Genomic DNA, 22554 nt, shown 5'->3' with positions numbered 1-22554 from the left:
GAGCCTGCTCGCGATAGCGGTGGATCAGTCGACATCACCAGCGACTGTTACACCGCTATCGCGAGCAGGCTCGCTCCCACAGGGGTTTTGTGTTGAATTTGGGGTTGGGTTCAGCCGGAGATGATGCGGTTTTTTCCCTGGCGCTTGGCTTCATACATCGCGGCGTCTGCGCGGGCGAACACGCTGTCCAGGGTATCGTCCTCCGCAGTCAGGCTGGTCAAACCCTGGCTGACGGTGATGCCGAACGTCTGGTCGTCATGGCTGAAGCTCAATTGCTGAATCTGCCGTTGCAGGCGTTCAGCAACTTGCATGGCCATGTCGGGTGCGCAGCCGGGGAACACCGCGGCGAATTCCTCGCCACCGATCCGTCCGAAAAAGTCCCCCCGGCGTAAGGCGGCACGACCGCTCTCGGCGATTCGTTGCAGTACGTTGTCGCCCGCTTGATGGCCATAGGTGTCGTTGACCACTTTGAAGTCATCGATGTCCAGCAACAGGAACGCCATCGGCGCGCCTTGTTTGCGTGCTTGTGCAAACTCGCGCTGGGCACATTCGAAGAAGTGTCGGCGATTGCTGCTTTGGGTCAGCACGTCGGTAGTCGCCAGGCGTTGCAGTTCGGCCTCCATTTGTTTCTTTTCGGTGATGTCTTCGGCAATACCGACGATGATCACCGGTTGCCCCGGCTCAGCCTGGCGATTGATGAAGCATTTGTCGCTGAGCCAGCGCACCTGGCCATCGGCGGCGAGAATGCGGTACTCACGGTCTTCAACGGCGCCTTTGACCAGGACTTCGGCCAGACTGCGCTCGGCGTATTCCAGGTCATCGGGGTAAATGCTGTCGCGCCACTCGTTGTAGTCGGACAGCAAAAGGCCTGCGGAACGACCAAAAATCCGCTCATAGGCCGGGCTGACGTAGAGCACCTGACGGGTTTCCCAATTGAATGCCCAAAGCACCGCGTTGACGCTTACCAGCAGGGAGCTGAACAGCTGTTCGCGTTCGCTCAGGCGTGCCACTTCGCCTTGGGCATGCATGAGTGCCATCAGGGTTTGAGCGGCGTCCGGCCACTGAGGAGGGGTTGAGTCTTGAGGGGTTTTGGGAACCATCGGGACAAATCTCAAAGGGCGTGCGCCGCTTGAGTTTCGAAAGCGGCTGCAGCAAAGCCCGCCGGGTGGCGAAGTGTCTTTGAGATAGGGGATTTGGAGATTGGTTCCCGGCCCAAGGGGTGCGGGTGCTTGCTCCCGCCGGGCGGTATCGGCGACGCGTTTTTTTAGTTAAAACGCGTCGTCAGGTCTGGCGACTGCTGCGCAGCCGAACGGGGTGATGCGGCATTCCGATGAATCCCCTCGCCACAGACAAACCCCATTGCCACGGGTAAGCCGGTCAGACAGCAGCAGGGCGCAGGGAGTAGGTTTTCAGCTGGTCGGCGAAGTCGCGCAGGGATTGAATCCCGCTGGCTTCGGCTTCGTGAACCCAATCCTTGATGGCCGCGAGCATGTCGTGACCATTTGAGCTGGTCTTGACCCAGATCTGCTGCAAGGCCAGGCGTTTCTCGTAAATTACCTTCAGCGCCTGGCTGTGTTCGAGCATGGTCTGGATGCGCAAGTGGTGTTTATCGTCCAGCAGGCTGGTTTCCCGCGAAAGCAGGCGCTTGGCCCGGTGAAACTGATGACGGACCGAGTGATCGACCTTTTCCAGCTCTTGCTTGACCAGTGGCGCGATCACCAATTTGCGGTATTGGGCCATGATCTGGAAGCGGTTGTTGAGGATCGCCATGGCGGTGTCCATGTCCAGGCTGCCTTTGCCTTCGACGCGGTGGGCGATCGGTGCAACCCGCTGGACTTTGGCCAGGCGGAAGAAACTGAAGACCTGGATCCAGGCCCAACCGAGGTCGAACTCCCACTTCTTCACCGACAATTTGGCCGAGTTCGGGTAGGTGTGATGGTTGTTGTGCAGTTCTTCGCCGCCGATCAGGATGCCCCAAGGCACCAGATTGGTCGCCGCGTCGCGGCATTCGAAGTTGCGGTAACCGATGGCATGGCCCAGGCCATTGACCACGCCGGCGGCCCACACCGGGATCCACATCATCTGTATGGCCCAGATGGTGATGCCGATGGTGCCGAACAGCAGCAGGTCGATGACTGCCATGATCCCCACGCCCAGCAACGGGAAGCGGCTATAGAGATTGCGCTCGATCCAGTCTTCGGGGCAGTTCTTGCCATAGATGCGCAGGGTCTCCGGGTTTTCCGCTTCGGCGCGGTACAGCTCGGCACCTTTGCGCAGAACGGTGGACAGGCCCTTGATGACCGGGCTGTGCGGGTCATCGACGGTTTCGCATTTGGCGTGATGCTTACGGTGGATAGCGGTCCACTCGCGGGTGTTCTGCGCCGTGGTCAACCACAGCCAGAAGCGGAAAAAATGTTTCAGGCCGGCATTAAGCTCAAGCGAGCGATGGGCTGAATAACGATGCAGATAGACCGTGACGCCAACAATCGTCACGTGGGTCATCAGCAGGGTGACTGCCACCAGTGACCAGGGCGACAAGCCGAGAAAACCTTCGTACCACATAGGCTATAGGGCCCTCGATAAAGAAAAAAACAGCCGTTGCATTATCACTAAGCCCACAGATAAAACCAGTCGCCCTTTCAGATAAGAGTGGCTGGATGTTTCTTTAACCTATAATCCCAACCATTTTGTAGGGACATGGACGGCCGAATGTCTGCCACCTATCGCGATGCCTTGCGTGCAGCGCTGCTTTACCTGCTGCTTTCTGCACTCTGGCTACAGTTTAGCGGCTACTTATTGAACAGTTTCTTCGATAACTCCGCTGAGTTACTACGGTGGCAACTGATCAACGGTTACGTCTGGGTCACGCTCAGTGCCGGTCTGGTCATCATCGCCCGAGCGCAATTGTTCCAGCGTCTGGGGACCGGCGCCAGGCTGCGCGAGCGCAGTGAAGACCGGGAGCGTTTGCGCCAGGCGGCCGCGGTGTTCGATTGCACTCGTGAAGGCGTGCTGGTCACTGACAGCGAAGGGCTGATCGTCCATGTGAACCGTGCCTTCATGGAAATCACCGGCTACCAGCGCGAGGAAGTGTTGGGGCAGCGGCCGAACCTGTTCAAGTCGGGGCATCATCCGCCGGCGTTCTATCAGGCGATGTTCGCCACGCTGGACAGTACGGGCGAATGGAGTGGAGAAATCTGGAACCGTCGCAAAAGTGGCGAAATCTATCCGCAATGGCAGACCATCCGGATCATTCGCGACGACGAAAGGCAGATCAGCCAATACGTTGCTGTGTTTTCTGATATCAGCGCGATCAAAAACTCGGAACATCAACTCAAGTACCTGGCCCACCACGATCCGTTGACCACGCTGCCAAACCGGTTGCTGTTCACCGACCGTGCCGAGCAGGCCCTGGCGTCGGCGCATCTCCACAAGCGCGGCTGCGCATTGCTGCTGATCGATCTGGATCACTTCAAGATGATCAACGACAGCCTCGGGCACACGGTCGGCGACCAACTGCTTAAAGCCGTGGCCGAGCGTTTGAACGCCATGTTCGGCCCGGGTATCACGCTGGCGCGGTTGGGCGGTGACGAATTCGCGGTACTCGCCGAAAACTGTCCGCATTTAGTGCAAGCCGGGGCGCTGGCGCAGCGGATCATCGATGGCTTACGCGAGCCGCTGCCTATCGAGGGGCATCGGCTTTTTATCAACGCCAGCATCGGCATCAGCCTGTTCCCCGGCGATGCCTTGAGCGCCGAGCAATTGTTGCGCAACGCCGATTCGGCGCTGTTCAAGGCCAAGAGCGCCGGCCGCGACGGCTATGCCCTGTACACCGAAGAACTGACCGCACATGCCCAGCAACGGGTAGAGATCGGATTCGAGCTGCGCCGCGCCCTGGAAAAGCAGGAATTACGGGTGCATTACCAACCTGTGCACGACCTCAGGACCTGCCGTCTGATCGGTATCGAGGCGCTGGTACGTTGGCAGCATCCGCAGCGCGGGTTGGTGTCGCCGGCAGAGTTCATCCCCATCGCCGAGCGTATCGGGCTGATTGCCGAGATCGATGCGTGGGTCATGCGCCAGGCCTGCCAGCAGATGTGCCGGTGGCAGGCCGCCGGCGTGGCATTGTCATTCGTTGCGGTGAATGTTTCATCGCGGTTGTTTGCGCGCCGTGAGCTCTATCAACAGGTGGCTCAGGTGCTGCACGAGACCGGGTTGGACCCGGCCTGTCTGGAGCTGGAAGTCACCGAAAGCGCGGTGATGGAAGACCCTGAAGTGGCGTTGGAGCAAATGCATCGCCTGCGTGAGTTGGGTGTACGGCTGGCCATCGATGACTTCGGCACAGGCTATTCGTCGCTGCTGCGACTCAAGCGTCTGCCGGTGCAGAAGCTCAAGATCGATCAGGGTTTTGTCGCCGGTTTGCCGTGGGACGAGGATGACGCGGCGATCGTGCGAGTGATTATCGCGCTGGCGCAAAGCATGGGGATGCAAGTGCATGCCGAAGGGATCGAGCAGGTCGAGCAGGCTCGATTCCTGCTCGAACAGGATTGCGATCTGGGGCAGGGCTACTGGTTCGGGCGACCGGTTCCGGCCGAGCAGCTGGATTGGATGCGTACGCCGGAAATCCGCTAAGCCAGCCACGGTTTTTTGTGGCGAGGAAGCTTGCTTGCGCTGAATTGCGCAGCAGTCCCGACGGCGAGTGCTTCGCCCTCGAACGGGAGCAAGCTCCCTCTCCACAGGGTTTTGAGCCACTTTCAAAAACCGGAATCTGCCGCAAACCTATGTCCCGGCAGATAATTTCATTTGGTTATATAAACATTCTTAAATAGTCTTTTTAAGAATATCCGCGCGTCTCTACTATTGCTCTCACGCCGCAAGCAGTGCCGCACTGCCAGGCAATCTCTCAGTTGAAGGAGCAGCACCATGAGCGCATCCCTACGTAGCGTTGACGGTCAAGACGAAGCAACCATCTTGCGTGAGATCCAGAGCGCATTGCGCGACCTGCGTTTTGGCGCCGTGGAAATCACCGTGCATAACGCCCAGGTGGTCCAGATCGAACGCAAAGAGAAATTCCGTTTGCAGAACCCGAGCAACAAACCGAGCTAAATAATCCGGCAATCCGATTTCAGCACCCCATAAAAAAAGCCAACACACCAAGAATTCCAGGAGCTTTCACCATGTCGTCGATTCGTCATTTCGCTTTGGCCGCGTTGGCCAGTGCCCTTTTTGCGGGTTCCGCGGTTGCCAAGGATTACGAGCTGCTTAACGTGTCGTATGACCCGACTCGCGAGCTGTACCAGGATTACAACGCTGAGTTCGTGAACTTCTGGAAGAAGGACCACGCTGGCGACAATGTGAAAATCCAGCAGTCTCACGGTGGTTCGGGCAAACAAGGCCGGGCCGTGATCGATGGCCTGCGGGCCGACGTGGTGACCCTGGCCCTGGCCGGTGACATCGACGAAATCGCCAAACTCGGCAAGACCCTGCCTGCTGACTGGCAGAAGCGTCTTCCCGAGGCGAGCACGCCTTACACCTCGACCATCGTGTTCCTGGTGCGCAAGGGCAACCCTAAAGGCATCAAGGACTGGGGCGACCTGGTCAAGAATGACGTCTCGGTGATCACGCCGAACCCGAAAACCTCCGGCGGTGCGCGCTGGAACTTCCTCGCGGCCTGGGCCTACGGCCTGAAAGCCAACGGTGGTGACGAAGCCAAGGCCAAGGAATACGTGCAGACCCTGTTCAAACACGTTCCGGTCCTGGACACCGGCGCTCGCGGTTCGACCATCACCTTCGTCAACAACGGTCAGGGCGATGTGTTGCTGGCCTGGGAAAACGAAGCCTTCCTGGCGCTGAAAGAAGATGGCGGCGCTGACAAGTTCGAAATCGTCGTGCCTTCGCTGTCGATTCTTGCCGAGCCTCCTGTTGCGGTAGTCGACAAAAACGCCGAGAAGAAAGGCAACGAGCAGATCGCCGAAGCGTACCTCAAGCACCTGTACAGCCCGGCCGGCCAGGAAATTGCGGCGAAAAACTTCTATCGTCCACGTGACAAGGATGTGGCCGCCAAGTACAGCAAGCAGTTCCCGACGCTGGACCTGGTGACTATCGACAAGGACTTCGGCGGCTGGAAAACCGCTCAGCCGAAATTCTTCAACGACGGCGGTGTGTTCGACCAGATCTATCAGGCGCAGTAATTTTAAATAGCCATCAACGAGCCCCGGATTTACATTCGGGGCTTTGCGCGTTCTCAACCAAGGACTTTTATGTCGCGTCGTATCTCCCCCGTCATACCCGGCTTCGGGCTGACGCTGGGCTACACCTTGGTGTACCTCAGCCTGATTGTGCTCATTCCACTGGCGGCGATGTTCGTGCATGCCGCTCAACTCACCTGGGATCAGTTCTGGGCGATTATCTCGGCGCCACGGGTGCTGGCGGCATTGAAGCTGAGCTTCGGCACCGCGCTCTATGCCGCGATCATCAACGGCATCATCGGCACGCTGCTGGCGTGGGTGCTGGTGCGCTATAGCTTCCCCGGGCGCAAGATCATCGACGCGATGATCGATCTGCCGTTCGCATTGCCCACTGCCGTGGCCGGTATCGCGCTGACTGCGCTGTACGCGCCTAATGGTTGGGTGGGTCAGTTTGCTGCGGACTTGGGTTTCAAGATCGCTTATACCCCCCTCGGCATCACGCTTGCCCTCACTTTTGTGACGCTTCCATTCGTAGTACGTACGGTACAGCCAGTATTGGCCGATATCCCCCGCGAAGTGGAAGAGGCGGCGGCGTGCCTGGGGGCCAAGCCCTTGCAGGTTTTCCGCCATATTCTGGTGCCCGCGCTGCTGCCTGCCTGGTTGACCGGTTTCGCGTTGGCCTTTGCCCGCGGGGTCGGCGAGTACGGTTCGGTGATTTTCATCGCAGGCAACATGCCGATGAAAACCGAGATCCTGCCGTTGCTGATCATGGTTAAGCTCGACCAGTACGATTACACCGGCGCCACGTCCATCGGCGTACTGATGCTGGTGGTTTCCTTCGTCCTGTTGCTGCTGATCAATTTGCTGCAACGCCGTATTGAAACCCCATAAGGAGGCGCAGAAATGTCCCAATCATCTATTGCTGCTGCTTCCTCGAACGCTGCCCGCCGTGGCAGTGCCAGTTCACGGCGAATCCTGATCGGTCTTGGCTGGCTGGTATTTGCCCTTTTCCTGTTGCTGCCGCTAGTGATCGTGGTGTCCCAGGGTTTGAAGAATGGTCTGGGTTCGTTCTTCACCGCGATCCTTGAACCCGACGCGCTGTCGGCGCTGAAACTCACGGTTATCGCCGTGTTGATTTCGGTCCCGCTGAACCTCGTGTTCGGTGTCAGCGCGGCGTGGTGCGTGAGCAAATACTCGTTCCGCGGTAAAAGCATTTTGGTGACGCTGATCGACCTGCCGTTCTCGGTCTCGCCGGTGATCGCCGGTCTGGTCTACGTGCTGATGTTCGGTGCCCAGGGACTGTTCGGGCCGTGGTTGCAGGATCACGACATCCAGATCGTCTTCGCCTTGCCGGGCATCGTGTTGGCGACGATTTTCGTCACCGTACCGTTCGTGGCGCGTGAACTGATTCCGCTGATGCAGGAACAAGGCACTCAGGAAGAAGAGGCCGCGCGCTTGCTCGGAGCCAATGGCTGGCAGATGTTCTGGCACGTCACCGTTCCCAATATCAAATGGGGCCTGATCTACGGCGTGGTGCTGTGTACCGCGCGGGCGATGGGTGAATTCGGTGCGGTGTCGGTGGTTTCCGGGCACATTCGCGGGGTGACCAACACCTTGCCGCTGCACGTCGAGATCCTCTACAACGAATACAACCACGTGGCCGCGTTCGCGGTAGCGAGCCTGTTGCTGATCATGGCGCTCTTCATCCTGCTGCTTAAGCAGTGGAGCGAAAACCGTATTAACCGCCTGCGCGCCAGCGCCGCGGAGGAATAATTCATGTCGATCGAAGTGCGTAACGTCAGCAAGAATTTCAATGCGTTCAAGGCGCTGAATGACATCAGCCTGGACATTCAAAGCGGCGAGCTCGTGGCGCTGCTCGGCCCGTCGGGGTGCGGTAAAACCACGCTGCTGCGGATCATCGCCGGCCTGGAAACCCCGGATAAGGGCAACATCGTATTCCACGGTGAAGACGTTTCCGGCCATGACGTGCGTGATCGCAACGTCGGTTTCGTGTTCCAGCACTACGCGCTGTTCCGCCACATGACGGTGTTCGACAATGTCGCGTTCGGCCTGCGCATGAAACCGAAAAACCAGCGCCCGAGCGAAAGCCAGATCGCGGTGAAGGTTCATGAACTGCTGAACATGGTGCAACTGGATTGGCTGTCGGATCGCTACCCGGAACAGCTTTCCGGTGGTCAGCGTCAGCGAATCGCGTTGGCCCGAGCCCTGGCGGTTGAGCCGAAAGTCCTGCTGCTCGACGAACCGTTTGGTGCCCTCGACGCCAAGGTCCGTAAGGAACTGCGTCGCTGGCTGGCGCGGTTGCACGAAGACATCAACCTGACTTCGGTATTCGTGACCCACGACCAGGAAGAGGCCATGGAAGTCGCCGACCGTATCGTGGTGATGAACAAAGGCGTGATCGAACAGATCGGTTCACCGGGCGATGTCTACGAAAACCCGGCCAGCGATTTCGTTTATCACTTCCTCGGCGATTCGAACCGCCTGCATCTGGGTGAGGACAACCACGTGCTGTTCCGCCCGCACGAAGTGTCGCTGTCGCGGCATGAGCTGGAAGACCATCACGCGGCGGAAGTGCGCGATATCCGTCCGTTGGGCGCGACGACTCGAGTGACGTTGAAGGTCGAAGGACAAAGCGAGTTGATCGAAGCTGAAGTGGTAAAGGATCACGACAGCCTGATCGGCCTGGCGAAGGGCGAGACATTGTTCTTCAAACCGAAGGTCTGGCAGAAACTAGCGAACATCTGACTCAGTAGGAGCCGGCTTGCTGGCGATAGCGGCGTGTCTGACACGCCGCGGTGTCATTGATCGCCAGCAAGCCGGCTCCTACAGTGTCTGCGGTGTTCACAAATCCCCTGTGGGAGCGGGCTTGCCCGCGATGGTGTCCTACGCAGCAGCGCGATTCGGATTGATCCGCACACCGCCCACCCGCGCCTCAATCTGCTCTTTCAAATCCCGCCGCATCCCCAGCAAAAACGCCAGCTCAACCACCACAAACAACGGCCCGACAATCAATCCCGTCACATCATCGACAAACGCCGGTTTGCGCCCTTCGTAATGATGACCGACAAACTGAATCGCCCAGCCCACTACAAACATCCCTATCCCGCTCGTTAGCCACACCAGCGTACTTTGCTGCGCCAGCACCTGGCCCGCCCAAACGCACAGCCCCAGCAACACGGTCATCAACACCCCGAGCCGCACCTCCAGACGCAGGTAAAACCACGCCGAGGCCAGTGCCACCAGCATCGCCGGCGAAATCCAGCCGCCAACCCATTGCGGCCGCGACAGCAATACCGCCACGGCCACCACAATCAGCGGAATCCCGATAAAGTGGCTGGCAATGTTGCGCGGGTCGCGGTGGTAAGCGGCGTATTGACTGAGATGGTCAACGAGGCTTTTCATTGTTATTCCTCCTGTAGGGTGATTGATCATGCCTCGGGTTCACCTTTCGCTCTGTCAGGCAGGCGACAATCTCCCGGAGATTAAATGGACATGCAGGTCTGGCGTTCGCGCCTGGAGTCGGGGCAGTGGTTCAGTCATTTACCGGTTCCCTTACAGGATAGTCTGCTGGCGGTGGCCCGGGTGCGACGGTTGTCGACGGGGCAACTGCTCTTCAAGCGCGGTGATCCGCCGTGCGGGTTGTATGCGGTGCTCGAAGGTTCGGTGCGCATCGGCGCGGTCAGCGAGCAGGGCAAGGAAGCGTTGCTGAGCCTCGTGGAGTCGCCCCATTGGTTCGGCGAAATCTGTCTGTTCGACGGCCAGCCACGCACCCACGACGCTTTCGGCGTGGGCCAGTGCACGCTGTTGCATATCCCGCAGGCGGCGCTGCTGGCGTTGCTCGATGAACAGCCGGTGTACTGGCGACAACTGGCGCTGCTGATGAGCCACAAACTGCGCCTGACCTTCATCAACCTCGAACAACTGAGCCTGATGCCCGCGCCGGCACGCCTGGCGCATCGCCTGCTGATGATCGCCGAAGGTTACGGCGAGTTCGATCCGCCACGCCGGGTGCTGCAACTGCCTCAGGAACAACTGGCGTCGATGTTGTCGCTGTCGCGCCAGACCACCAACCAGATCCTCAAGGACTTGCAGGGGCAGGGCATTCTGAATTTGAAGTACGGCGAGATCGAGATTGTCGATGCCGAGCGGTTGCGGGCTCTGGCGACCATCTGACGTGTTGAACACATTCCCTGTGGGAGCGAGCCTGCTCGCGATAGCGGAGTGTCAGGTGGCGTTGATGCCGACTGACATGGCCTCAATCGCGAGCAGGCTCGCTCCCACATTTGATTGGGGAAAAAAGAGATATTGTGATGGGCAACCGCTGCGAACGCGCCTAGCCTGTGATGACGACAATCGAGGTGTGCCATGCGTGTGCTGTTAGTAGAAGACGAACCGGAGACCGCCAAACTCTTGGCCAACGGCCTGAACGAGGCGAGTTATTCGGTCGACGTGGCGCTTAACGGAATGGACGGCCGGCGCTTCATCGAGTCCGGCGAATACCAACTGATCATCCTCGACGTCATGCTGCCGGGGCTCAACGGCTGGCAGTTGCAGCAGCAGATCCGCAAGCTCGGCGATACGCCGGTGCTGTTTCTGACGACAAAGGATGGCATCGAAGATCGCCTGCGCGGGCTGGAGTTGCATGAAGATGATTACTTGCTCAAGCCGTTTGCCGTGAGCGAGTTGGTGGCTCGGGTGCGTAAGTTGTTGCGGCGGGATCGGGGGCGGTAGTTTCTCTAAGCTGGTTAAAAAATGAGCTGGACATCTCCTTGAATCTGCACTAAATACAATGCATATCCACGGTTCGTGGAAAATCGCACGGTATACGATGCAGGTTAAACAATGGAAAACCTTGGCCAACTCATACGATCTTTGCGCAAAGAGCGAAAGCTTTCTCAGGATGCACTGGCAAAGCAGTACGGCATGAGCCGTTCCACGATTTCAGGTATCGAGAACAACACCATATCGGAAATCGGTCTGCGCAAGGTTGAGGCGATCCTGAACGGTTTTGGGTACGAGCTAACCGCCGTACCCCGTCAGTCGAAGCGTCCAACTCTGGACTCTCTGAAGAAGGTTAACTTCCATGAGTGAACAGCAGGAAAAGGACAGGCTGCACATCAGTGTTTCCGGAGCGGCAGTCGGTGCCCTCGGTCGTGGTCAGTCTCGCGGCAATTCAGTCTTTACCTACGCCGAAAACGCGCAGGAGGAAAACGCAGTCTCGCTGACCATGCCTACGCGCCTTGAGAGTTACACGTGGGAGCAAGGTGTACCGCCCATTTTCGAAATGAACCTGCCCGAGGGCGCTCTGCGCGATGAATTGGTTCGTCGTTTCAGCAAAGCGGTCCGCGGGTTTGATGATTTCGCGATGCTGGAGATCGTCGGCCCTTACCAGCTTGGACGAGTGGGCATTGCGAACGCGCAAGATGCGAGTGACCGTCCCCCTGAAACCAGCCTTGCGGATCTACTGGTACATGACGGCGCGCAGGGTTTGTTCGATGATCTTTTGCAAACCTATGGCCAGTATTCGGGTGTTTCGGGCGTGCAGCCGAAAGTGCTTGTCCGGGACAGCGCGACCACTGTCGACCGACTGACCCATCGAGGCGCGACCCACCTGGTCAAATCCTTTCGTGCAGAGGAATACCCCGAACTTGCGGCCAACGAATATTTCTGCATGCGTGCCGCGCTGCATTGCGGACTCAAAGTGCCAACATTTGAACTCAGCGAGCAGGGCAAATTTCTGGTCGTCGAACGCTTCGATCTAAATGACAAAGGTTATTTGGGGTTCGAGGATTTCTGTGTCCTCAACGCCTGGCCGTCGAAGGCCAAGTACGATGGCTCGTATGAAGGTGCTGCGAAGCAAATCAAAGAATTCATCTCCCCACCATTACTCAACCAGGCGCTTGAAGCTTTTTTCAAGATCGTCGCGCTCTCGTCCGGTGTGAAGAATGGCGATGCTCACCTCAAGAACTTTGGAGTGCTGTACGAACATTGCGCCAACGATGCGCAGATCGACCTTGCTCCGGCCTACGATATCGTCACGACGTCGGTCTATATCAAGTCCGACAGCATGGCATTGCTGTTAGGCGGATCAAAAGCATGGCCAAAGTACAAAATGCTGATGCGGTTTGGCCGCTCGGCCTGCAACCTGACGGAAGGGCGCTGCAATGAACTGCTGCAACAGGTTGCTCATGGGATGGATGTGGCAATGAGCGAGGTGACTCACTACATTCGGGCTAACCGCAGCTTTGCCGAGGTTGGCGAAGCGATGATGGATCAGTGGAAATCAGGTGTTGAACGAAGTCTCGTCAAAAGCTGAAAGATTTGCGGCGTTGTAACGGACGCGGGCAAGCCACGATCCCACAGGGATACGCGGTCCTCTGTGGGAGCGAGCTTGCTCGCGATGAGGCCAGACCAGGCAACCCACCTTCCGGATCTGTCACCGCAACCCATCCCGAAACTGCCCCGGTGTCATCCCGGTCCAGCGTTTGAACGCGCGGCTGAAGCTGCTGGTATCGGCAAACCCCAACAAATAACTGATTTCGCTCAACGAGCATTGCGGGTCGCGCAGGTGCAGCAGCGCCAGGTTTTCGCGGCTTTCGTTGAGCAGCGTGTCGAAGCGACAGCCTTCGTCCGCCAGGTGCCGTTGCAGGCTGCGCAAGCTCAGGTGCAGGGCCTTGGCGATGTGCTCGGCGCTGGGCTCGCCTTCGGGCAGTTGCTCTTCAATGGCGTCGCGGACCTTGCGCTCCCAGGTCAACGGTTTGAGTTGCGCCAGGGTGCGTTTGAGCACCGCTTCGTTGTGTTCGGCCAGTTCCGGGTTGGCGTCGTCCAGGTGGCTGTCGAAGTCCACGAGGGCAAATTCCAGTCGGTCTTCGTCGGCGGCGAAATACACCGGCGAACGAAAGACTTTGTGCCATTGATGCGGGTCGGCCGGTTCGGGGCGACGCAGGTACACCGCCATCGGCGCATATTCGCGGCCCAGGCGATTGCGGCAGGTGCGCACGTAAATCGCGGCAAACGCGTCGATGGCTTCCAGTGCCGGCGCGGGATTGCCAGCGGGGATTTTCAGGCGGAAACGGTAGCGATCCTCGGTGCGGGTCAGTTCCAGTTCCAGCGCATCGCTGACCACCTGGTGATAACGCACGATGCGCTCGAACACTTCACGCAGACTGCCGCTGGCCACCAGCGCATAACCGAGGGCATGAAAAGTGGTCGGGCTGACAAAGCGCGACACCCGCAGGCCGATCGCCGGGTCGCCGCTGACCTGCACGGCGATTTCCCACAGGCGCGTGGTGCCCGACAACGGGTAACGGGCGTTCGGGTCGTCCATCAATTGCGGGTCGAGCCCCGCCTGTTGGCACAGGGCGGTGCTGTCGAGGCCCAGCGCATCGAGTTGCTTGCGCAGGGCGCGGGTCCAGCTGGCGAGGGAGGTCGGTTCAGTCATGCTGATTGGCGCTTCCGGTCAACAGGTTGGCGTTCACGGCTACCGCGTTGTGAGGGTTCACAAGGCAGGATGCAAACATCAATAACCAGAGGATGGAAGCATGGACGGTACTTCTGCAAGTCCCCAGCGACTGAATGCAGCTCAACGATCAGCCCATATTCGCGAAGTGGTGCTGGCCAGAGGCGTCGAGCTGCGCAAGCGCTACCCGATTCTCAACCATCAGGACGCCTTGGGCGCGGGCATTCTGGCCTTCGCACTGGCTGGAATGATCGGTTCGGCGGCGCTCTACCTGACCGGGCACATGGCCTGGTGGGTGTGCCTGTTGCTCAATGCATTTTTCGCCTCGTTGACCCACGAGCTGGAACACGACCTGATTCATAGCATGTACTTTCGCAAGCAGCGCGTGCCGCATAACCTGATGATGGGCCTGGTGTGGCTGGCGCGGCCGAGCACGATCAATCCGTGGATTCGCCGACATCTGCACCTCAATCACCATAAGGTGTCCGGTACGGAGGCCGACATGGAAGAACGCGCTATCACCAATGGCGAGCCTTGGGGTTTCGCGCGGTTGCTGATGGTCGGCGACAACGTGATGTCGGCGTTCATTCGCATGCTGCGGGCCAAGACCTGGGCTCATAAAATCAGCATCATTAAACGCGCACTCAAAGTGTACGCGCCGCTGGCGCTGGTGCATTGGGGGGCTTGGTATGTGTTCCTCGGTTTCCATGCGGCGAATGGTATTGCCTATCTGTCGGGCGCATCGATTGAATGGTCGGCGACCACGCTGTCGGTGATGCAGGTGATCGATATTGCGGCGGTGGTGATCATCGGCCCGAACGTGTTGCGCACGTTTTGCCTGCACTTTGTCAGCTCCAACATGCACTACTACGGTGATGTGGAACCGGGCAATGTAATTCAGCAAACCCAGGTGCTGAACCCTTGGTGGATGTGGCCGATGCAGGCGTTCTGCTTCAACTTCGGCAGCAGCCACGGGATTCATCACTTCGTGGTGAAGGAACCGTTTTACATCCGCCAGATGACCGTGCCGGTGGCGCATAAAGTGATGCGCGAGATGGGTGTGCGGTTCAATGATTTCGGGACGTTTGGGCGGGCGAACCGGTTTGTGCGTGGGGAAGAAGTGCAGGGGCAGACCGTAGAGGGTGTGCGCGTCTGAGGGCCTCATCGTCGGAACGCCGCCCGGCGCCGGCTCGCTCCCACAGTAGATCTCGGTTGTTCACAGATTTTGTGCCCACTGAAGATCAAATGTGGGAGCGAGCCTGCTCGCGATGGCGGTAGCTCAGGCAACATCAATCCGGCTGAAACGGCGACTCACTCAATATCACCCCGGTCTCATCCACATACTGTTGCCAATGCTCGATCAAGGTACTCAGCTTCTCCGGCTGAAGCAGCGCCAAATCATGAATCTCCCCCGGATCACTCCCCAGATCATAAAGCTGCCAGGTCGCCGGCCCCACCGGCCCGGGAATGTAGACCGCCTTCCACTGCCCCTGTCGAATCGCCCGCCGTCCAAACAACTCCCATCCCGTCACCGTGTGCTCGTCATGCACCTGCGCCGTTTCGCCTGACAGAAACCCCAGCCACGATTTCCCGCGCAACTCGGCCACTTCCTTGCCCCGCCATTGCTTGCCCGGATGCCGCACACCGGCGAGGTCGAGGATGGTCGGCGTGATGTCCATCACTGTGCCAAACCCGTGACTGATCTTTCCCTTCAGCGACAACTGCGGGTAATGCACCAGCGCCGGCACCCGAATCCCGCCTTCGGTGGTGAACGCCTTGAACAGCCGCGACGGTGCGGTCGCGGTCTGGGCCCAGTTCGGCCCATACCAGACGTAAGAGTTGGCGCGACCGATGTTGTCCAGGCTGTTGTCGTAATGCTGATTCAGATAGGTCAGCAGCTCCGGACCGAATTTCGGAAACGCCTCCAGCAACGCGCCTTCGGCACCGTTATCGGACATGAACAGGATGAAGGTGTTGTCCAGTTGCCCCTGGTTGCGCAAGTAATCGACGACGCGACCGATGTTCCAGTCCATCCGCTCGACCATCGCCGCGTAAACCTCCATCGCCCGCGCGGAAATCTGCCGTTGCTCATCGCTCAATGCCGCCCACTGCGCGCTGAGCTGGATCAGCGGATGCGGTTCCACATCGGCATCGATCAGCCCCAGGGATTTGAGTTTTTCCAGGCGCTCAAGCCGCAGCACCTCGGGACCGGCGTCATACCGACCGCGGTACTTCTCAACGACGTCGGCCGGTGCCTGCAACGGCCAATGCGGCGCCGAAAATGGCAGGTAAGCGAAAAACGGCCGGGTCTGATCGCGCTCCTTGAGGTACTGCAACAGCTTGTCGCCGAAGGCATCGGAGGAATAGAAATCCTTCGGCAACTTGTCGATGAACTGGTCGTCCTCGATGTACAGCGCCGGGGTCGATTTCAGCAGTCGGGGCGTCTGTTCGTCGTAAGTCGGCTCGAACCCGTAATGGTTGGCCGCGCCGGGCAGCAATGAAAACGAACGCTCGAAACCCCGGGCGTGAGGCGCCAGTTCAGCGGTCAGGCCCAGGTGCCACTTGCCGCTCATCAACGTCTGGTAACCGGCCTCGCGCAGCAGTTCGGGCAACGCTACTACTCGGTCGTTCAGATAGCCTTCGTAACCCGGTTTGCCGATCAAGTCCGGGGTCAGCGCTTCGGCCATGGTGCCGATGCCGGCAATGTGGTGGTCGGTGCCGGTGAGCAGCATCGAACGGGTCGGCGAGCAGGTGGGCGCGGTGTGAAAGTCGGTCAGGCGCAGGCCATTTTTGGCCAGGGCATCGAGGTTCGGCGTGGCGATTTCGCCGCCGAACGCGCCGAGATCGGAAAAGCCCAGGTCATCGGCCAGGATCACCAGAAAGTTGGGACGTTGCGGCATCAAGAATCTCCTGTTCAGCAGGCAATGAAGGACAGCGGCAGATCACTGATCTGCACCGGCACGGTCGGTTGGTAATGGTCGTCACTGGTGAGTTCGTGAAGCAGTTCTTCACGCAATTGGTGGAAGTCGAAACTGCTGCGCTGGCGCGGATGCGCCAGGGCGATGTCGACCACTTGCTTGATCCGTCCGGGGCGCGGTTCCATCACCACCACGCGGTCGGCGAGGAAGATCGCTTCCTCGACATCATGGGTGACCAGAATCGTGGTGATTTTTGCCCGCGCACGGATCGCCAACAGCTCGTCCTGCATCTGCTGGCGGGTCAGGGCATCGAGGGCGCCGAAGGGCTCGTCAAGCAGCAGGATTCGCGGGCTGGCCACCAGACCTCGGGCAATCGCCACGCGCTGCGCCATGCCGCCGGAGAGTTGATGCGGATAAGCCCGGGTGAAATCGGTAAGGCCTACCAACTCGATAAAATCGCCGATGCGTTTGTGTTTTTGCTCGGCGCTCAGCGGCTCGTTGACCAGGCCCAGGCCAATGTTTTCTTCGACCGTCAGCCACGGAAACAAACGGTGTTCCTGAAAGACAATGCCGCGCTCACCACCGATGCCGGTGACGGCTTTGCCATCGACGCTGATCTGCCCGCGAAACTGTGTGTCAAGGCCGACCAGCAGCCGCAGCAAGGTGGATTTGCCACAACCGCTGGAACCGACAATGGCGACAAATTCACCCTCGGCGATCTCCAGGTTGAATTCGCGAATCGCCTCCAGCTCAAAGCCGTCGACGTCGAAGGATTTGCCCACGTGATTGAAGCTGACAATCGGTGCGTTCATGCGTGTCTCCAGCGGGTGGCGCGGATTTCCAGGCGTTGGCCAATGAGGTTGAGCAGGGCGCCGGTCAGGCCGACCAGCAGCATGCCGGCCATGATCAGGTCCATGCGCAGCAGTTGTTGGGCGCCGATCATCTGGCTGCCGATGCCGCCGTTGGACGGCATGAAATATTCAGCACCGATGGTGCCGAGCCAGGCGTAAATCAGGCTCAGTCGCAGGCCGGCGAAAATCCCCGGTGCGGCCCCCGGCAGAACCAATCGGCGCAGGCGCTGCCCGAGGTTCAGGCGCAATACCTGAGCGGCTTCATTGAGTTGCGGCGAGAGGTTGGCGACGCTGCGTTGGGTGGCGATGAACAGCGGGAAGAATGCGGCGAGGGCGACGAAGACCCACTTGGCCAGTTCACCCAGGCCGAACCATGCGGTCAGCAGCGGCACCCAGGCGAAAATCGCGATCTGACGGATCGAGGCCAGGGTCGGCCCCAGAACTCGTTCGCTGGTGCGCGACAGTCCGAGCAACAAACCCAAGGCAAACCCGAAACCGCCGCCCAGTAACAAACCGCCGAGGGTGCGTCCCAGACTCAGCGCCATGCCGCCGATCAAGGTGCCGTCGAGCAGGCCATTCCAGGTGGTCTCGAGGACTGCCAACGGGCTGACCAGAATGTTCGCGTCGACTCACTGCTGATCCGTCGTCAATTGCCATGACGCCAACAGCGTCAACGGCAGCAACCACGGTTGCAGGCGTTGCCAGCCTTCGTAACGAGGTCCGCGACGTATTTCTGCCGTGGCCGGGTGCGGCCAGTGCACCAGTTTTTTATCCAGCAGGCCGATGACGCGGTCCATCGCCACGCCAATCAAGCCGATCACTACGATGCAGACAAACACGATGTCGAGCATGAACAGCTGCCTTGCCCAGACCATCAGGTAGCCGATGCCTTCACTGGAGGCGAGCAGTTCGACCGCCAGCAACGAGGTCCAACCGGCGGCCAGCGCGAGACGCACGCCGGCCATGAATGCCGGCAGCGCAGCGGGCAGCACCAGACGGCGGATCAACAGGCGTGGCGGCAAGCGCAATACAGCAGCGGCTTCGCGCAGCTTGGGTTGTGCATCACGTACGCCGACCAGCGTGTGCAGGGTCACCGGCACCACGATGGCCTTGATCAACACCACCAGTTTCAGCACTTCACCGATGCCGAAAAACACCATGAACAACGGAATCCACGCCAGTGTCGGGACTTGGGCCAGACCTGCGAATGTCGGGAACACCAGCCTTTCCAGGCGCCGACTGAAACCCAGCGCTGCGCCCAGTAGCGCGCCGACGCTGATCCCGGCGAGCAAGCCCCAGAACAAGCGTTGCAGGCTGATCCACAAGTGGCTCCACAACTCGCCTTGGGACAATTCCAGTGCGCTGCTCCAGACCAGTGAAGGCGCTGGCAGGATCTGTTCGCTCATCCAGTGGTTGCGGCTGGCCAGCCACCACAGTGCAAACAAACTGATCGGCAACAACCAGGGCAATAATCGCTGGCTAATACCCGGCCAAAGGCGCTGGTCTTTGAGGGGCGGTACGGCCAATGGCAGCGAGAGAAGGGAAACACGGGCCATCGGTGGCCTCCGTTGTCGGGTTGCAATACAGGCTGGCCTTTTGTGGGAGCGAGCCTGCTCGCGATGGCGTTGGATCAGTCGACATCATCAGCGACTGTTACACCGCTATCGCGAGCAGGCTCGCTCCCACATGGGTTCTGGGTCTATGCAAAATTGATCTATAAAAAATCAAATCAATGCTATTGAGAGATAAGCCAAGCCATTTAAGGCCTCCACGCCACACGCATCCAATGCATTCGAAGAATATTTTTGATGCTGGTTATGCATACCCGGCCGCGCCCCGCGCCGTCGCTGGCTTAGGTCGAAAAGATCTAAAAATGTGCATTTATAGTATTTAAGTGCCGGTCTTGTTTAAGCCTACTTTCAGCTCCTCAACGCCCGTCGCCCTTAAGGAGCTGCATCCATGAATTTTCCGTTCAAACGTGTCATCAACCTGTTCACCGCACCGGCTCTGGCGGGCTTGCTGGCCTTTACCGTCAACGCCGCCGAACTCAAGGAAATCAGAATCGCCGTGCCGGACCTCAGCGCCGGCACCCAGCACAGCGGCGGCGGTGTGGTGGACGTGTTGCGCGACCAACAGATCTTCGAAAAAGCCTTCGCCGAGCAGGGCATCAAGATTCAGTGGAGTTTCTTCAAGGGCGCGGGGCCGGTGATCAATGAGGCCTTTGCCAACGGGCAAGTTGATCTGGCTTACCTCGGGGATCTGGCGGCCATCATCGGCAAATCGAACGGTCTGGACACACGACTGCTCAGCGCCACCGCGCGGGGCGTGAAACAGTATCTGGGTGTGGTGCCGGGTTCGGGGATCAAGACGCTGCAAGACCTCAAAGGCAAACGCGTGGCGATCTTCCGGGGGACCGCGACGCAGTTGTCCTTCGATGCGGCGTTGGCCAGCCAGGGTTTGAGCGAGAAGGACGTGAAGGTCATCAACCTCGACTTCAACGGCGCCGTCGCGGCGCTGGCGGCGAAGCAGATCGATGCGTCCTGGGGCAGTTCCGGGTTGACCGCATTGCAGGCAAAAGGGTTGGCCGAATTGCCGCTGAACACCAAGGACCTGGGCGGCGCGGGCAGTGTTCAGGCGGTGTTGGTGGGAACCGGGAAGTTTGTCGACGAGAACCCCGAGGTGGTCGCGAAATTGCTCAAGGCGCAACAGCAGGCGGTGCAGTGGTTGACGCAGGACAGCAACAAGGACGCGTACATTCAGTTGGTGTCCGGGCTGGCGAATTACCCGGCGGTGATTCTGACGCAGGATTTGAGCGACCAGAAACTGAGCGAGGTTTTTCCGTCGACGCTTGATCCGGTGTTCCTGGGGAAATTGCAGGATGCGGTGGATCTGGCTTCGCAGCAGAAGCTGATTCGCAAGCCGTTCAAGGTGAGTGATTGGGTGGCGCCGGAGTTGGCGACGGCAAAACTCTGAAATCTTGGGCGTCTATGCGGACGCCATCGCGAGCAGGCTCGCTCCTACATTGGATCTGCGTCACACCGAAGATCCCCTGTGGGAGCGAGCCTGCTCGCGATGAGGCCATCAAACCGCGACGGTGATCTGCTGTTTATCCACCGCCACCAACGTTTCAATCATCGCTCTTGCGGCAGGCGACAACCGAAACCCCGTGCGACTCACAATCCCGCACCGCGCATTCATGCTTTCGATGTTTTGCGGCAAATTCCGCCAGTGCAGCAACACCAGCGAACCTTTGGCCACGTCCTCGACAAACGCCTCCTCGGTCCCCACGCCAATCGCATTCGATTGCAGCACGATCTTCACCAGCGCCGGAAAATGCTCGGTCTCGATGGTCGAGGAAAAATCCATCCGCCCACTGAGGTTCGCCAGCAATTTGCGAATGCCCGGCGGGATCAACGTGGTCGCCAGCGGGTAGCCGAACATGTCGTTGGTCGACAGGCTTTCCTTGGTCAGCAACGGATGCCCCGGCCGGCAGAAAAACACCCCGCGCTTGGGTGTCAGCGCCTGGGTCTGGAAGTTCGGGTCGGACTCGAAATGGCGGATGTCGGCGATGAAGAATTCGATTTCTTCACGGCTCAGGGCGCGGCTGAGTTTTTCCCAGTTATCCACCTGAAAACAGGTGCGCACTTTCGGGTGCGCGTTGATGAATTGCGCCACCGCATCCGGCACCAGTTTCACCGCCGGTGCCGGCCCGCAACCGAAGCGCAGTTCGCCGGCATCGAGCTTGGTCATCTGCGTCACTTCGGCGTTGAGCAGCGCCGCGCCCTGTACCAGCGTCAGGGCGTGTTGCAGCACCACCTGGCCTTCGGGCGTGGGGCGCAAATCCTTGTTGCCGCGGTCCACCAGCACGCAGCCGAACTCTTGCTCAAGCCCCTGGATACTGCGGCTGAACGCCGGTTGCGTGATGCCCATGGCGTCGGCCGCGCGGACGAAACTGCGGTGTTCGTTGAGGGCGATGAAGTAGCGCAGCTGACGAAGATCCATATGCTTTCCCGGCATCCTAAAAATAGCTCGAAGGCATTTGCGACGAGGGTTGCTTGAGGTTTTAAATGCAAGCTCTTATTCCGTCAACGAAGCATTCGTTTATCTATTAGATCTAAAGTGAATATAGATAGAGCGTTGTTTCGCTGCCGCTCAACCGTCAGCAGTCCGATCGAGGGTCTACCCATGAGCAATGCCGCTTTAGCTGTAAAACCCGCTGTTCACGCGCTTGAAATCCATCCGGTGGCCGGTCGGATCGGCGCCGAGATTCGTGGCGTTCACCTCTCCGGTGAGCTGGACGCCAGCACCGTCGAAGCCATCCAACAGGCACTGGTGCAATACAAAGTGATCTTCTTCCGCGAGCAGACTCAGCTCGACGATCAACGCCAGGAAGCCTTCGCTCACTTGCTCGGTGAACCCGTGGCGCACCCGACCGTGCCGGTGCGTGACGGCACCCGTTACCTGCTGGAACTGGACGGCGCTGAAGGTCAGCGCGCCAACTCCTGGCACACCGACGTGACCTTCGTCGAGGCCTACCCGAAAGCCTCGATCCTGCGTTCCGTGGTGGCGCCGGCCTTTGGTGGCGATACGGTCTGGGCCAACACCGCGACCGCGTACAACGAGCTGGCGCCTGAGCTGCGTGAATTGGCGGACAAACTCGTGGCAGTACACAGCAACGAATATGACTACGCCGGCGCCAAGCCGGACGTATCGGCGGAGAAGCTGGAGCGCTACCGCAAGATCTTCACCTCGACCGTTTACGAAACCGAGCATCCGGTGGTGCGTGTGCACCCCATCAGCGGCGAAAAGAGCTTGTTGCTGGGGCATTTCGTCAAGCGCATCAAGGGTTATTCCCAGGCGGATTCGGCGCACTTGTTTGGCTTGCTGCAAAGCCATGTCACGCGGTTGGAAAATACTGTGCGTTGGCGCTGGCAGGCTGGGGATGTGGCGATCTGGGATAACCGTTCGACCCAGCATTACGCGGTGGATGATTATGGGGTTCAGGATCGCGTGGTGCGGCGTGTGACGTTGAAGGGTGAAGTGCCGGTCGGGGTGGCGGGGCAGCGGAGTCAGACGGTGAAAGGGCCGGATATTGGCGGCGTTTGATCTGACGCTATCGC

20 protein-coding genes and 1 pseudogene are annotated in these 22554 nt (G+C 59.2%); 13 read left to right on the top strand and 8 right to left on the bottom strand.

Annotated elements, in window-relative coordinates; all coding sequences use genetic code 11:
• Window positions 1–110 precede the first annotated feature (110 nt).
• Window positions 111–1100, bottom strand: a complete 990-nt coding sequence (locus tag ACRC4F_RS24575) for a GGDEF domain-containing protein (RefSeq protein ID WP_438661684.1) — start codon at window positions 1098–1100, stop codon at window positions 111–113.
• 277 nt (window positions 1101–1377) lie between these two features.
• Window positions 1378–2562, bottom strand: coding sequence for a delta-9 fatty acid desaturase DesA (gene desA / locus ACRC4F_RS24570; protein WP_438661683.1), 1185 nt, complete (start codon window positions 2560–2562; stop codon window positions 1378–1380).
• A gap of 147 nt (window positions 2563–2709) precedes the next feature.
• Between desA and dibA the strand changes: the two genes are divergently transcribed.
• From dibA to ACRC4F_RS24540, 6 genes are all read left to right on the top strand, one after another.
• The gene (gene dibA, locus ACRC4F_RS24565; RefSeq protein WP_438661682.1) at window positions 2710–4629 is read left to right on the top strand and encodes a phosphodiesterase DibA; all 1920 of its coding nucleotides are present in this window, start codon (window positions 2710–2712) and stop codon (window positions 4627–4629) included.
• A 291-nt stretch (window positions 4630–4920) separates the two neighbouring features.
• A complete protein-coding gene (oscA, locus tag ACRC4F_RS24560; RefSeq protein ID WP_007945260.1) occupies window positions 4921–5103 on the top strand; it encodes a sulfur starvation response protein OscA in 183 nt (60 codons plus the stop codon).
• Window positions 5104–5174: 71 nt separating this feature from the next.
• On the top strand, window positions 5175–6188 hold the full coding sequence (locus ACRC4F_RS24555; protein ID WP_438661681.1) for a sulfate ABC transporter substrate-binding protein: 1014 nt from the start codon (window positions 5175–5177) through the stop codon (window positions 6186–6188).
• A gap of 69 nt (window positions 6189–6257) precedes the next feature.
• The gene (cysT, locus tag ACRC4F_RS24550) at window positions 6258–7076 is read left to right on the top strand and encodes a sulfate ABC transporter permease subunit CysT (protein ID WP_131060524.1); all 819 of its coding nucleotides are present in this window, start codon (window positions 6258–6260) and stop codon (window positions 7074–7076) included.
• A 12-nt stretch (window positions 7077–7088) separates the two neighbouring features.
• Window positions 7089–7958, top strand: coding sequence for a sulfate ABC transporter permease subunit CysW (gene cysW / locus ACRC4F_RS24545; protein ID WP_438661680.1), 870 nt, complete (start codon window positions 7089–7091; stop codon window positions 7956–7958).
• 3 nt (window positions 7959–7961) lie between these two features.
• On the top strand, window positions 7962–8951 hold the full coding sequence (locus ACRC4F_RS24540) for a sulfate/molybdate ABC transporter ATP-binding protein (RefSeq protein ID WP_438661679.1): 990 nt from the start codon (window positions 7962–7964) through the stop codon (window positions 8949–8951).
• 138 nt (window positions 8952–9089) lie between these two features.
• Here ACRC4F_RS24540 and ACRC4F_RS24535 read toward each other — a convergent pair whose 3' ends face one another.
• Window positions 9090–9608, bottom strand: coding sequence for a DUF962 domain-containing protein (locus ACRC4F_RS24535; RefSeq protein ID WP_438661678.1), 519 nt, complete (start codon window positions 9606–9608; stop codon window positions 9090–9092).
• Window positions 9609–9692: 84 nt separating this feature from the next.
• Between ACRC4F_RS24535 and ACRC4F_RS24530 the strand changes: the two genes are divergently transcribed.
• The 4 genes from ACRC4F_RS24530 to ACRC4F_RS24515 all read left to right on the top strand — a co-directional run bounded on the left by ACRC4F_RS24530 (window position 9693) and on the right by ACRC4F_RS24515 (window position 12522).
• Window positions 9693–10379 (top strand): Crp/Fnr family transcriptional regulator, encoded by a 687-nt coding sequence (locus ACRC4F_RS24530; RefSeq protein ID WP_438661677.1) that lies wholly within the window; start codon window positions 9693–9695, stop codon window positions 10377–10379.
• Between the two features lie 192 nt (window positions 10380–10571).
• The gene (locus ACRC4F_RS24525; protein ID WP_438661676.1) at window positions 10572–10937 is read left to right on the top strand and encodes a response regulator; all 366 of its coding nucleotides are present in this window, start codon (window positions 10572–10574) and stop codon (window positions 10935–10937) included.
• A gap of 111 nt (window positions 10938–11048) precedes the next feature.
• Complete coding sequence (locus tag ACRC4F_RS24520; RefSeq protein ID WP_438661675.1) at window positions 11049–11297, top strand: helix-turn-helix domain-containing protein; 249 nt, start codon at window positions 11049–11051, stop codon at window positions 11295–11297.
• Window positions 11290–12522 (top strand): type II toxin-antitoxin system HipA family toxin, encoded by a 1233-nt coding sequence (locus ACRC4F_RS24515; protein ID WP_438661674.1) that lies wholly within the window; start codon window positions 11290–11292, stop codon window positions 12520–12522. The genes ACRC4F_RS24520 and ACRC4F_RS24515 overlap by 8 nt, the downstream gene beginning before the upstream one ends.
• 120 nt (window positions 12523–12642) lie before the next feature.
• Here ACRC4F_RS24515 and ACRC4F_RS24510 read toward each other — a convergent pair whose 3' ends face one another.
• Window positions 12643–13647, bottom strand: coding sequence for an AraC family transcriptional regulator (locus ACRC4F_RS24510; RefSeq protein WP_438661673.1), 1005 nt, complete (start codon window positions 13645–13647; stop codon window positions 12643–12645).
• A 100-nt stretch (window positions 13648–13747) separates the two neighbouring features.
• On the opposite strand from ACRC4F_RS24510, the gene ACRC4F_RS24505 reads away from it, so the two are divergent.
• On the top strand, window positions 13748–14821 hold the full coding sequence (locus tag ACRC4F_RS24505; RefSeq protein ID WP_438661672.1) for a fatty acid desaturase: 1074 nt from the start codon (window positions 13748–13750) through the stop codon (window positions 14819–14821).
• A 133-nt stretch (window positions 14822–14954) separates the two neighbouring features.
• On the opposite strand, the gene ACRC4F_RS24500 is transcribed toward ACRC4F_RS24505, so the two are convergent.
• The 3 genes and pseudogenes from ACRC4F_RS24500 to ACRC4F_RS24490 all read right to left on the bottom strand — a co-directional run bounded on the left by ACRC4F_RS24500 (window position 14955) and on the right by ACRC4F_RS24490 (window position 18990).
• Window positions 14955–16565 carry an arylsulfatase gene (locus ACRC4F_RS24500; RefSeq protein WP_438661671.1) on the bottom strand — a complete coding sequence of 537 codons (1611 nt, stop codon included), beginning with the start codon at window positions 16563–16565 and terminating at the stop codon, window positions 14955–14957.
• Between the two features lie 14 nt (window positions 16566–16579).
• On the bottom strand, window positions 16580–17395 hold the full coding sequence (locus tag ACRC4F_RS24495; protein ID WP_438661670.1) for an ABC transporter ATP-binding protein: 816 nt from the start codon (window positions 17393–17395) through the stop codon (window positions 16580–16582).
• Window positions 17392–18990 (bottom strand): annotated as a pseudogene (locus ACRC4F_RS24490) (ABC transporter permease). Before ACRC4F_RS24490 ends, ACRC4F_RS24495 begins: the two are co-directional and overlap by 4 nt.
• 403 nt (window positions 18991–19393) lie before the next feature.
• Between ACRC4F_RS24490 and ACRC4F_RS24485 the strand changes: the two are divergent.
• Window positions 19394–20407, top strand: a complete 1014-nt coding sequence (locus ACRC4F_RS24485) for an ABC transporter substrate-binding protein (protein WP_438661669.1) — start codon at window positions 19394–19396, stop codon at window positions 20405–20407.
• 108 nt (window positions 20408–20515) lie between these two features.
• Here ACRC4F_RS24485 and ACRC4F_RS24480 read toward each other — a convergent pair whose 3' ends face one another.
• Window positions 20516–21436 carry a LysR family transcriptional regulator gene (locus ACRC4F_RS24480; protein WP_438661668.1) on the bottom strand — a complete coding sequence of 307 codons (921 nt, stop codon included), beginning with the start codon at window positions 21434–21436 and terminating at the stop codon, window positions 20516–20518.
• Between the two features lie 183 nt (window positions 21437–21619).
• On the opposite strand from ACRC4F_RS24480, the gene ACRC4F_RS24475 reads away from it, so the two are divergent.
• Window positions 21620–22540: a TauD/TfdA dioxygenase family protein gene (locus ACRC4F_RS24475; protein WP_438661667.1), complete on the top strand. Its 921-nt coding sequence runs from the start codon at window positions 21620–21622 to the stop codon at window positions 22538–22540.
• Window positions 22541–22554 lie beyond the last annotated feature (14 nt).

The organism is Pseudomonas sp. (assembly GCF_051660785.1).
Classification (GTDB): Bacteria; Pseudomonadota; Gammaproteobacteria; order Pseudomonadales; family Pseudomonadaceae; genus Aquipseudomonas.
This window is presented reverse-complemented; position numbering and strand designations above follow the sequence as displayed.

Bases quoted from the DNA above. Each gene is read 5' to 3' on its own strand.
- ACRC4F_RS24575 (WP_438661684.1), bottom strand. From the start codon at position 1,100: ATGGTTCCCAAAACCCCTCAAGACTCAACCCCTCCTCAGTGGCCGGAC.
- desA (WP_438661683.1), bottom strand. From the start codon at position 2,562: ATGTGGTACGAAGGTTTTCTCGGCTTGTCGCCCTGGTCACTGGTGGCA.
- dibA (WP_438661682.1), top strand. From the start codon at position 2,710: ATGTCTGCCACCTATCGCGATGCCTTGCGTGCAGCGCTGCTTTACCTG.
- oscA (WP_007945260.1), top strand. From the start codon at position 4,921: ATGAGCGCATCCCTACGTAGCGTTGACGGTCAAGACGAAGCAACCATC.
- ACRC4F_RS24555 (WP_438661681.1), top strand. From the start codon at position 5,175: ATGTCGTCGATTCGTCATTTCGCTTTGGCCGCGTTGGCCAGTGCCCTT.
- cysT (WP_131060524.1), top strand. From the start codon at position 6,258: ATGTCGCGTCGTATCTCCCCCGTCATACCCGGCTTCGGGCTGACGCTG.
- cysW (WP_438661680.1), top strand. From the start codon at position 7,089: ATGTCCCAATCATCTATTGCTGCTGCTTCCTCGAACGCTGCCCGCCGT.
- ACRC4F_RS24540 (WP_438661679.1), top strand. From the start codon at position 7,962: ATGTCGATCGAAGTGCGTAACGTCAGCAAGAATTTCAATGCGTTCAAG.
- ACRC4F_RS24535 (WP_438661678.1), bottom strand. From the start codon at position 9,608: ATGAAAAGCCTCGTTGACCATCTCAGTCAATACGCCGCTTACCACCGC.
- ACRC4F_RS24530 (WP_438661677.1), top strand. From the start codon at position 9,693: ATGGACATGCAGGTCTGGCGTTCGCGCCTGGAGTCGGGGCAGTGGTTC.
- ACRC4F_RS24525 (WP_438661676.1), top strand. From the start codon at position 10,572: ATGCGTGTGCTGTTAGTAGAAGACGAACCGGAGACCGCCAAACTCTTG.
- ACRC4F_RS24520 (WP_438661675.1), top strand. From the start codon at position 11,049: ATGGAAAACCTTGGCCAACTCATACGATCTTTGCGCAAAGAGCGAAAG.
- ACRC4F_RS24515 (WP_438661674.1), top strand. From the start codon at position 11,290: ATGAGTGAACAGCAGGAAAAGGACAGGCTGCACATCAGTGTTTCCGGA.
- ACRC4F_RS24510 (WP_438661673.1), bottom strand. From the start codon at position 13,647: ATGACTGAACCGACCTCCCTCGCCAGCTGGACCCGCGCCCTGCGCAAG.
- ACRC4F_RS24505 (WP_438661672.1), top strand. From the start codon at position 13,748: ATGGACGGTACTTCTGCAAGTCCCCAGCGACTGAATGCAGCTCAACGA.
- ACRC4F_RS24500 (WP_438661671.1), bottom strand. From the start codon at position 16,565: ATGCCGCAACGTCCCAACTTTCTGGTGATCCTGGCCGATGACCTGGGC.
- ACRC4F_RS24495 (WP_438661670.1), bottom strand. From the start codon at position 17,395: ATGAACGCACCGATTGTCAGCTTCAATCACGTGGGCAAATCCTTCGAC.
- ACRC4F_RS24485 (WP_438661669.1), top strand. From the start codon at position 19,394: ATGAATTTTCCGTTCAAACGTGTCATCAACCTGTTCACCGCACCGGCT.
- ACRC4F_RS24480 (WP_438661668.1), bottom strand. From the start codon at position 21,436: ATGGATCTTCGTCAGCTGCGCTACTTCATCGCCCTCAACGAACACCGC.
- ACRC4F_RS24475 (WP_438661667.1), top strand. From the start codon at position 21,620: ATGAGCAATGCCGCTTTAGCTGTAAAACCCGCTGTTCACGCGCTTGAA.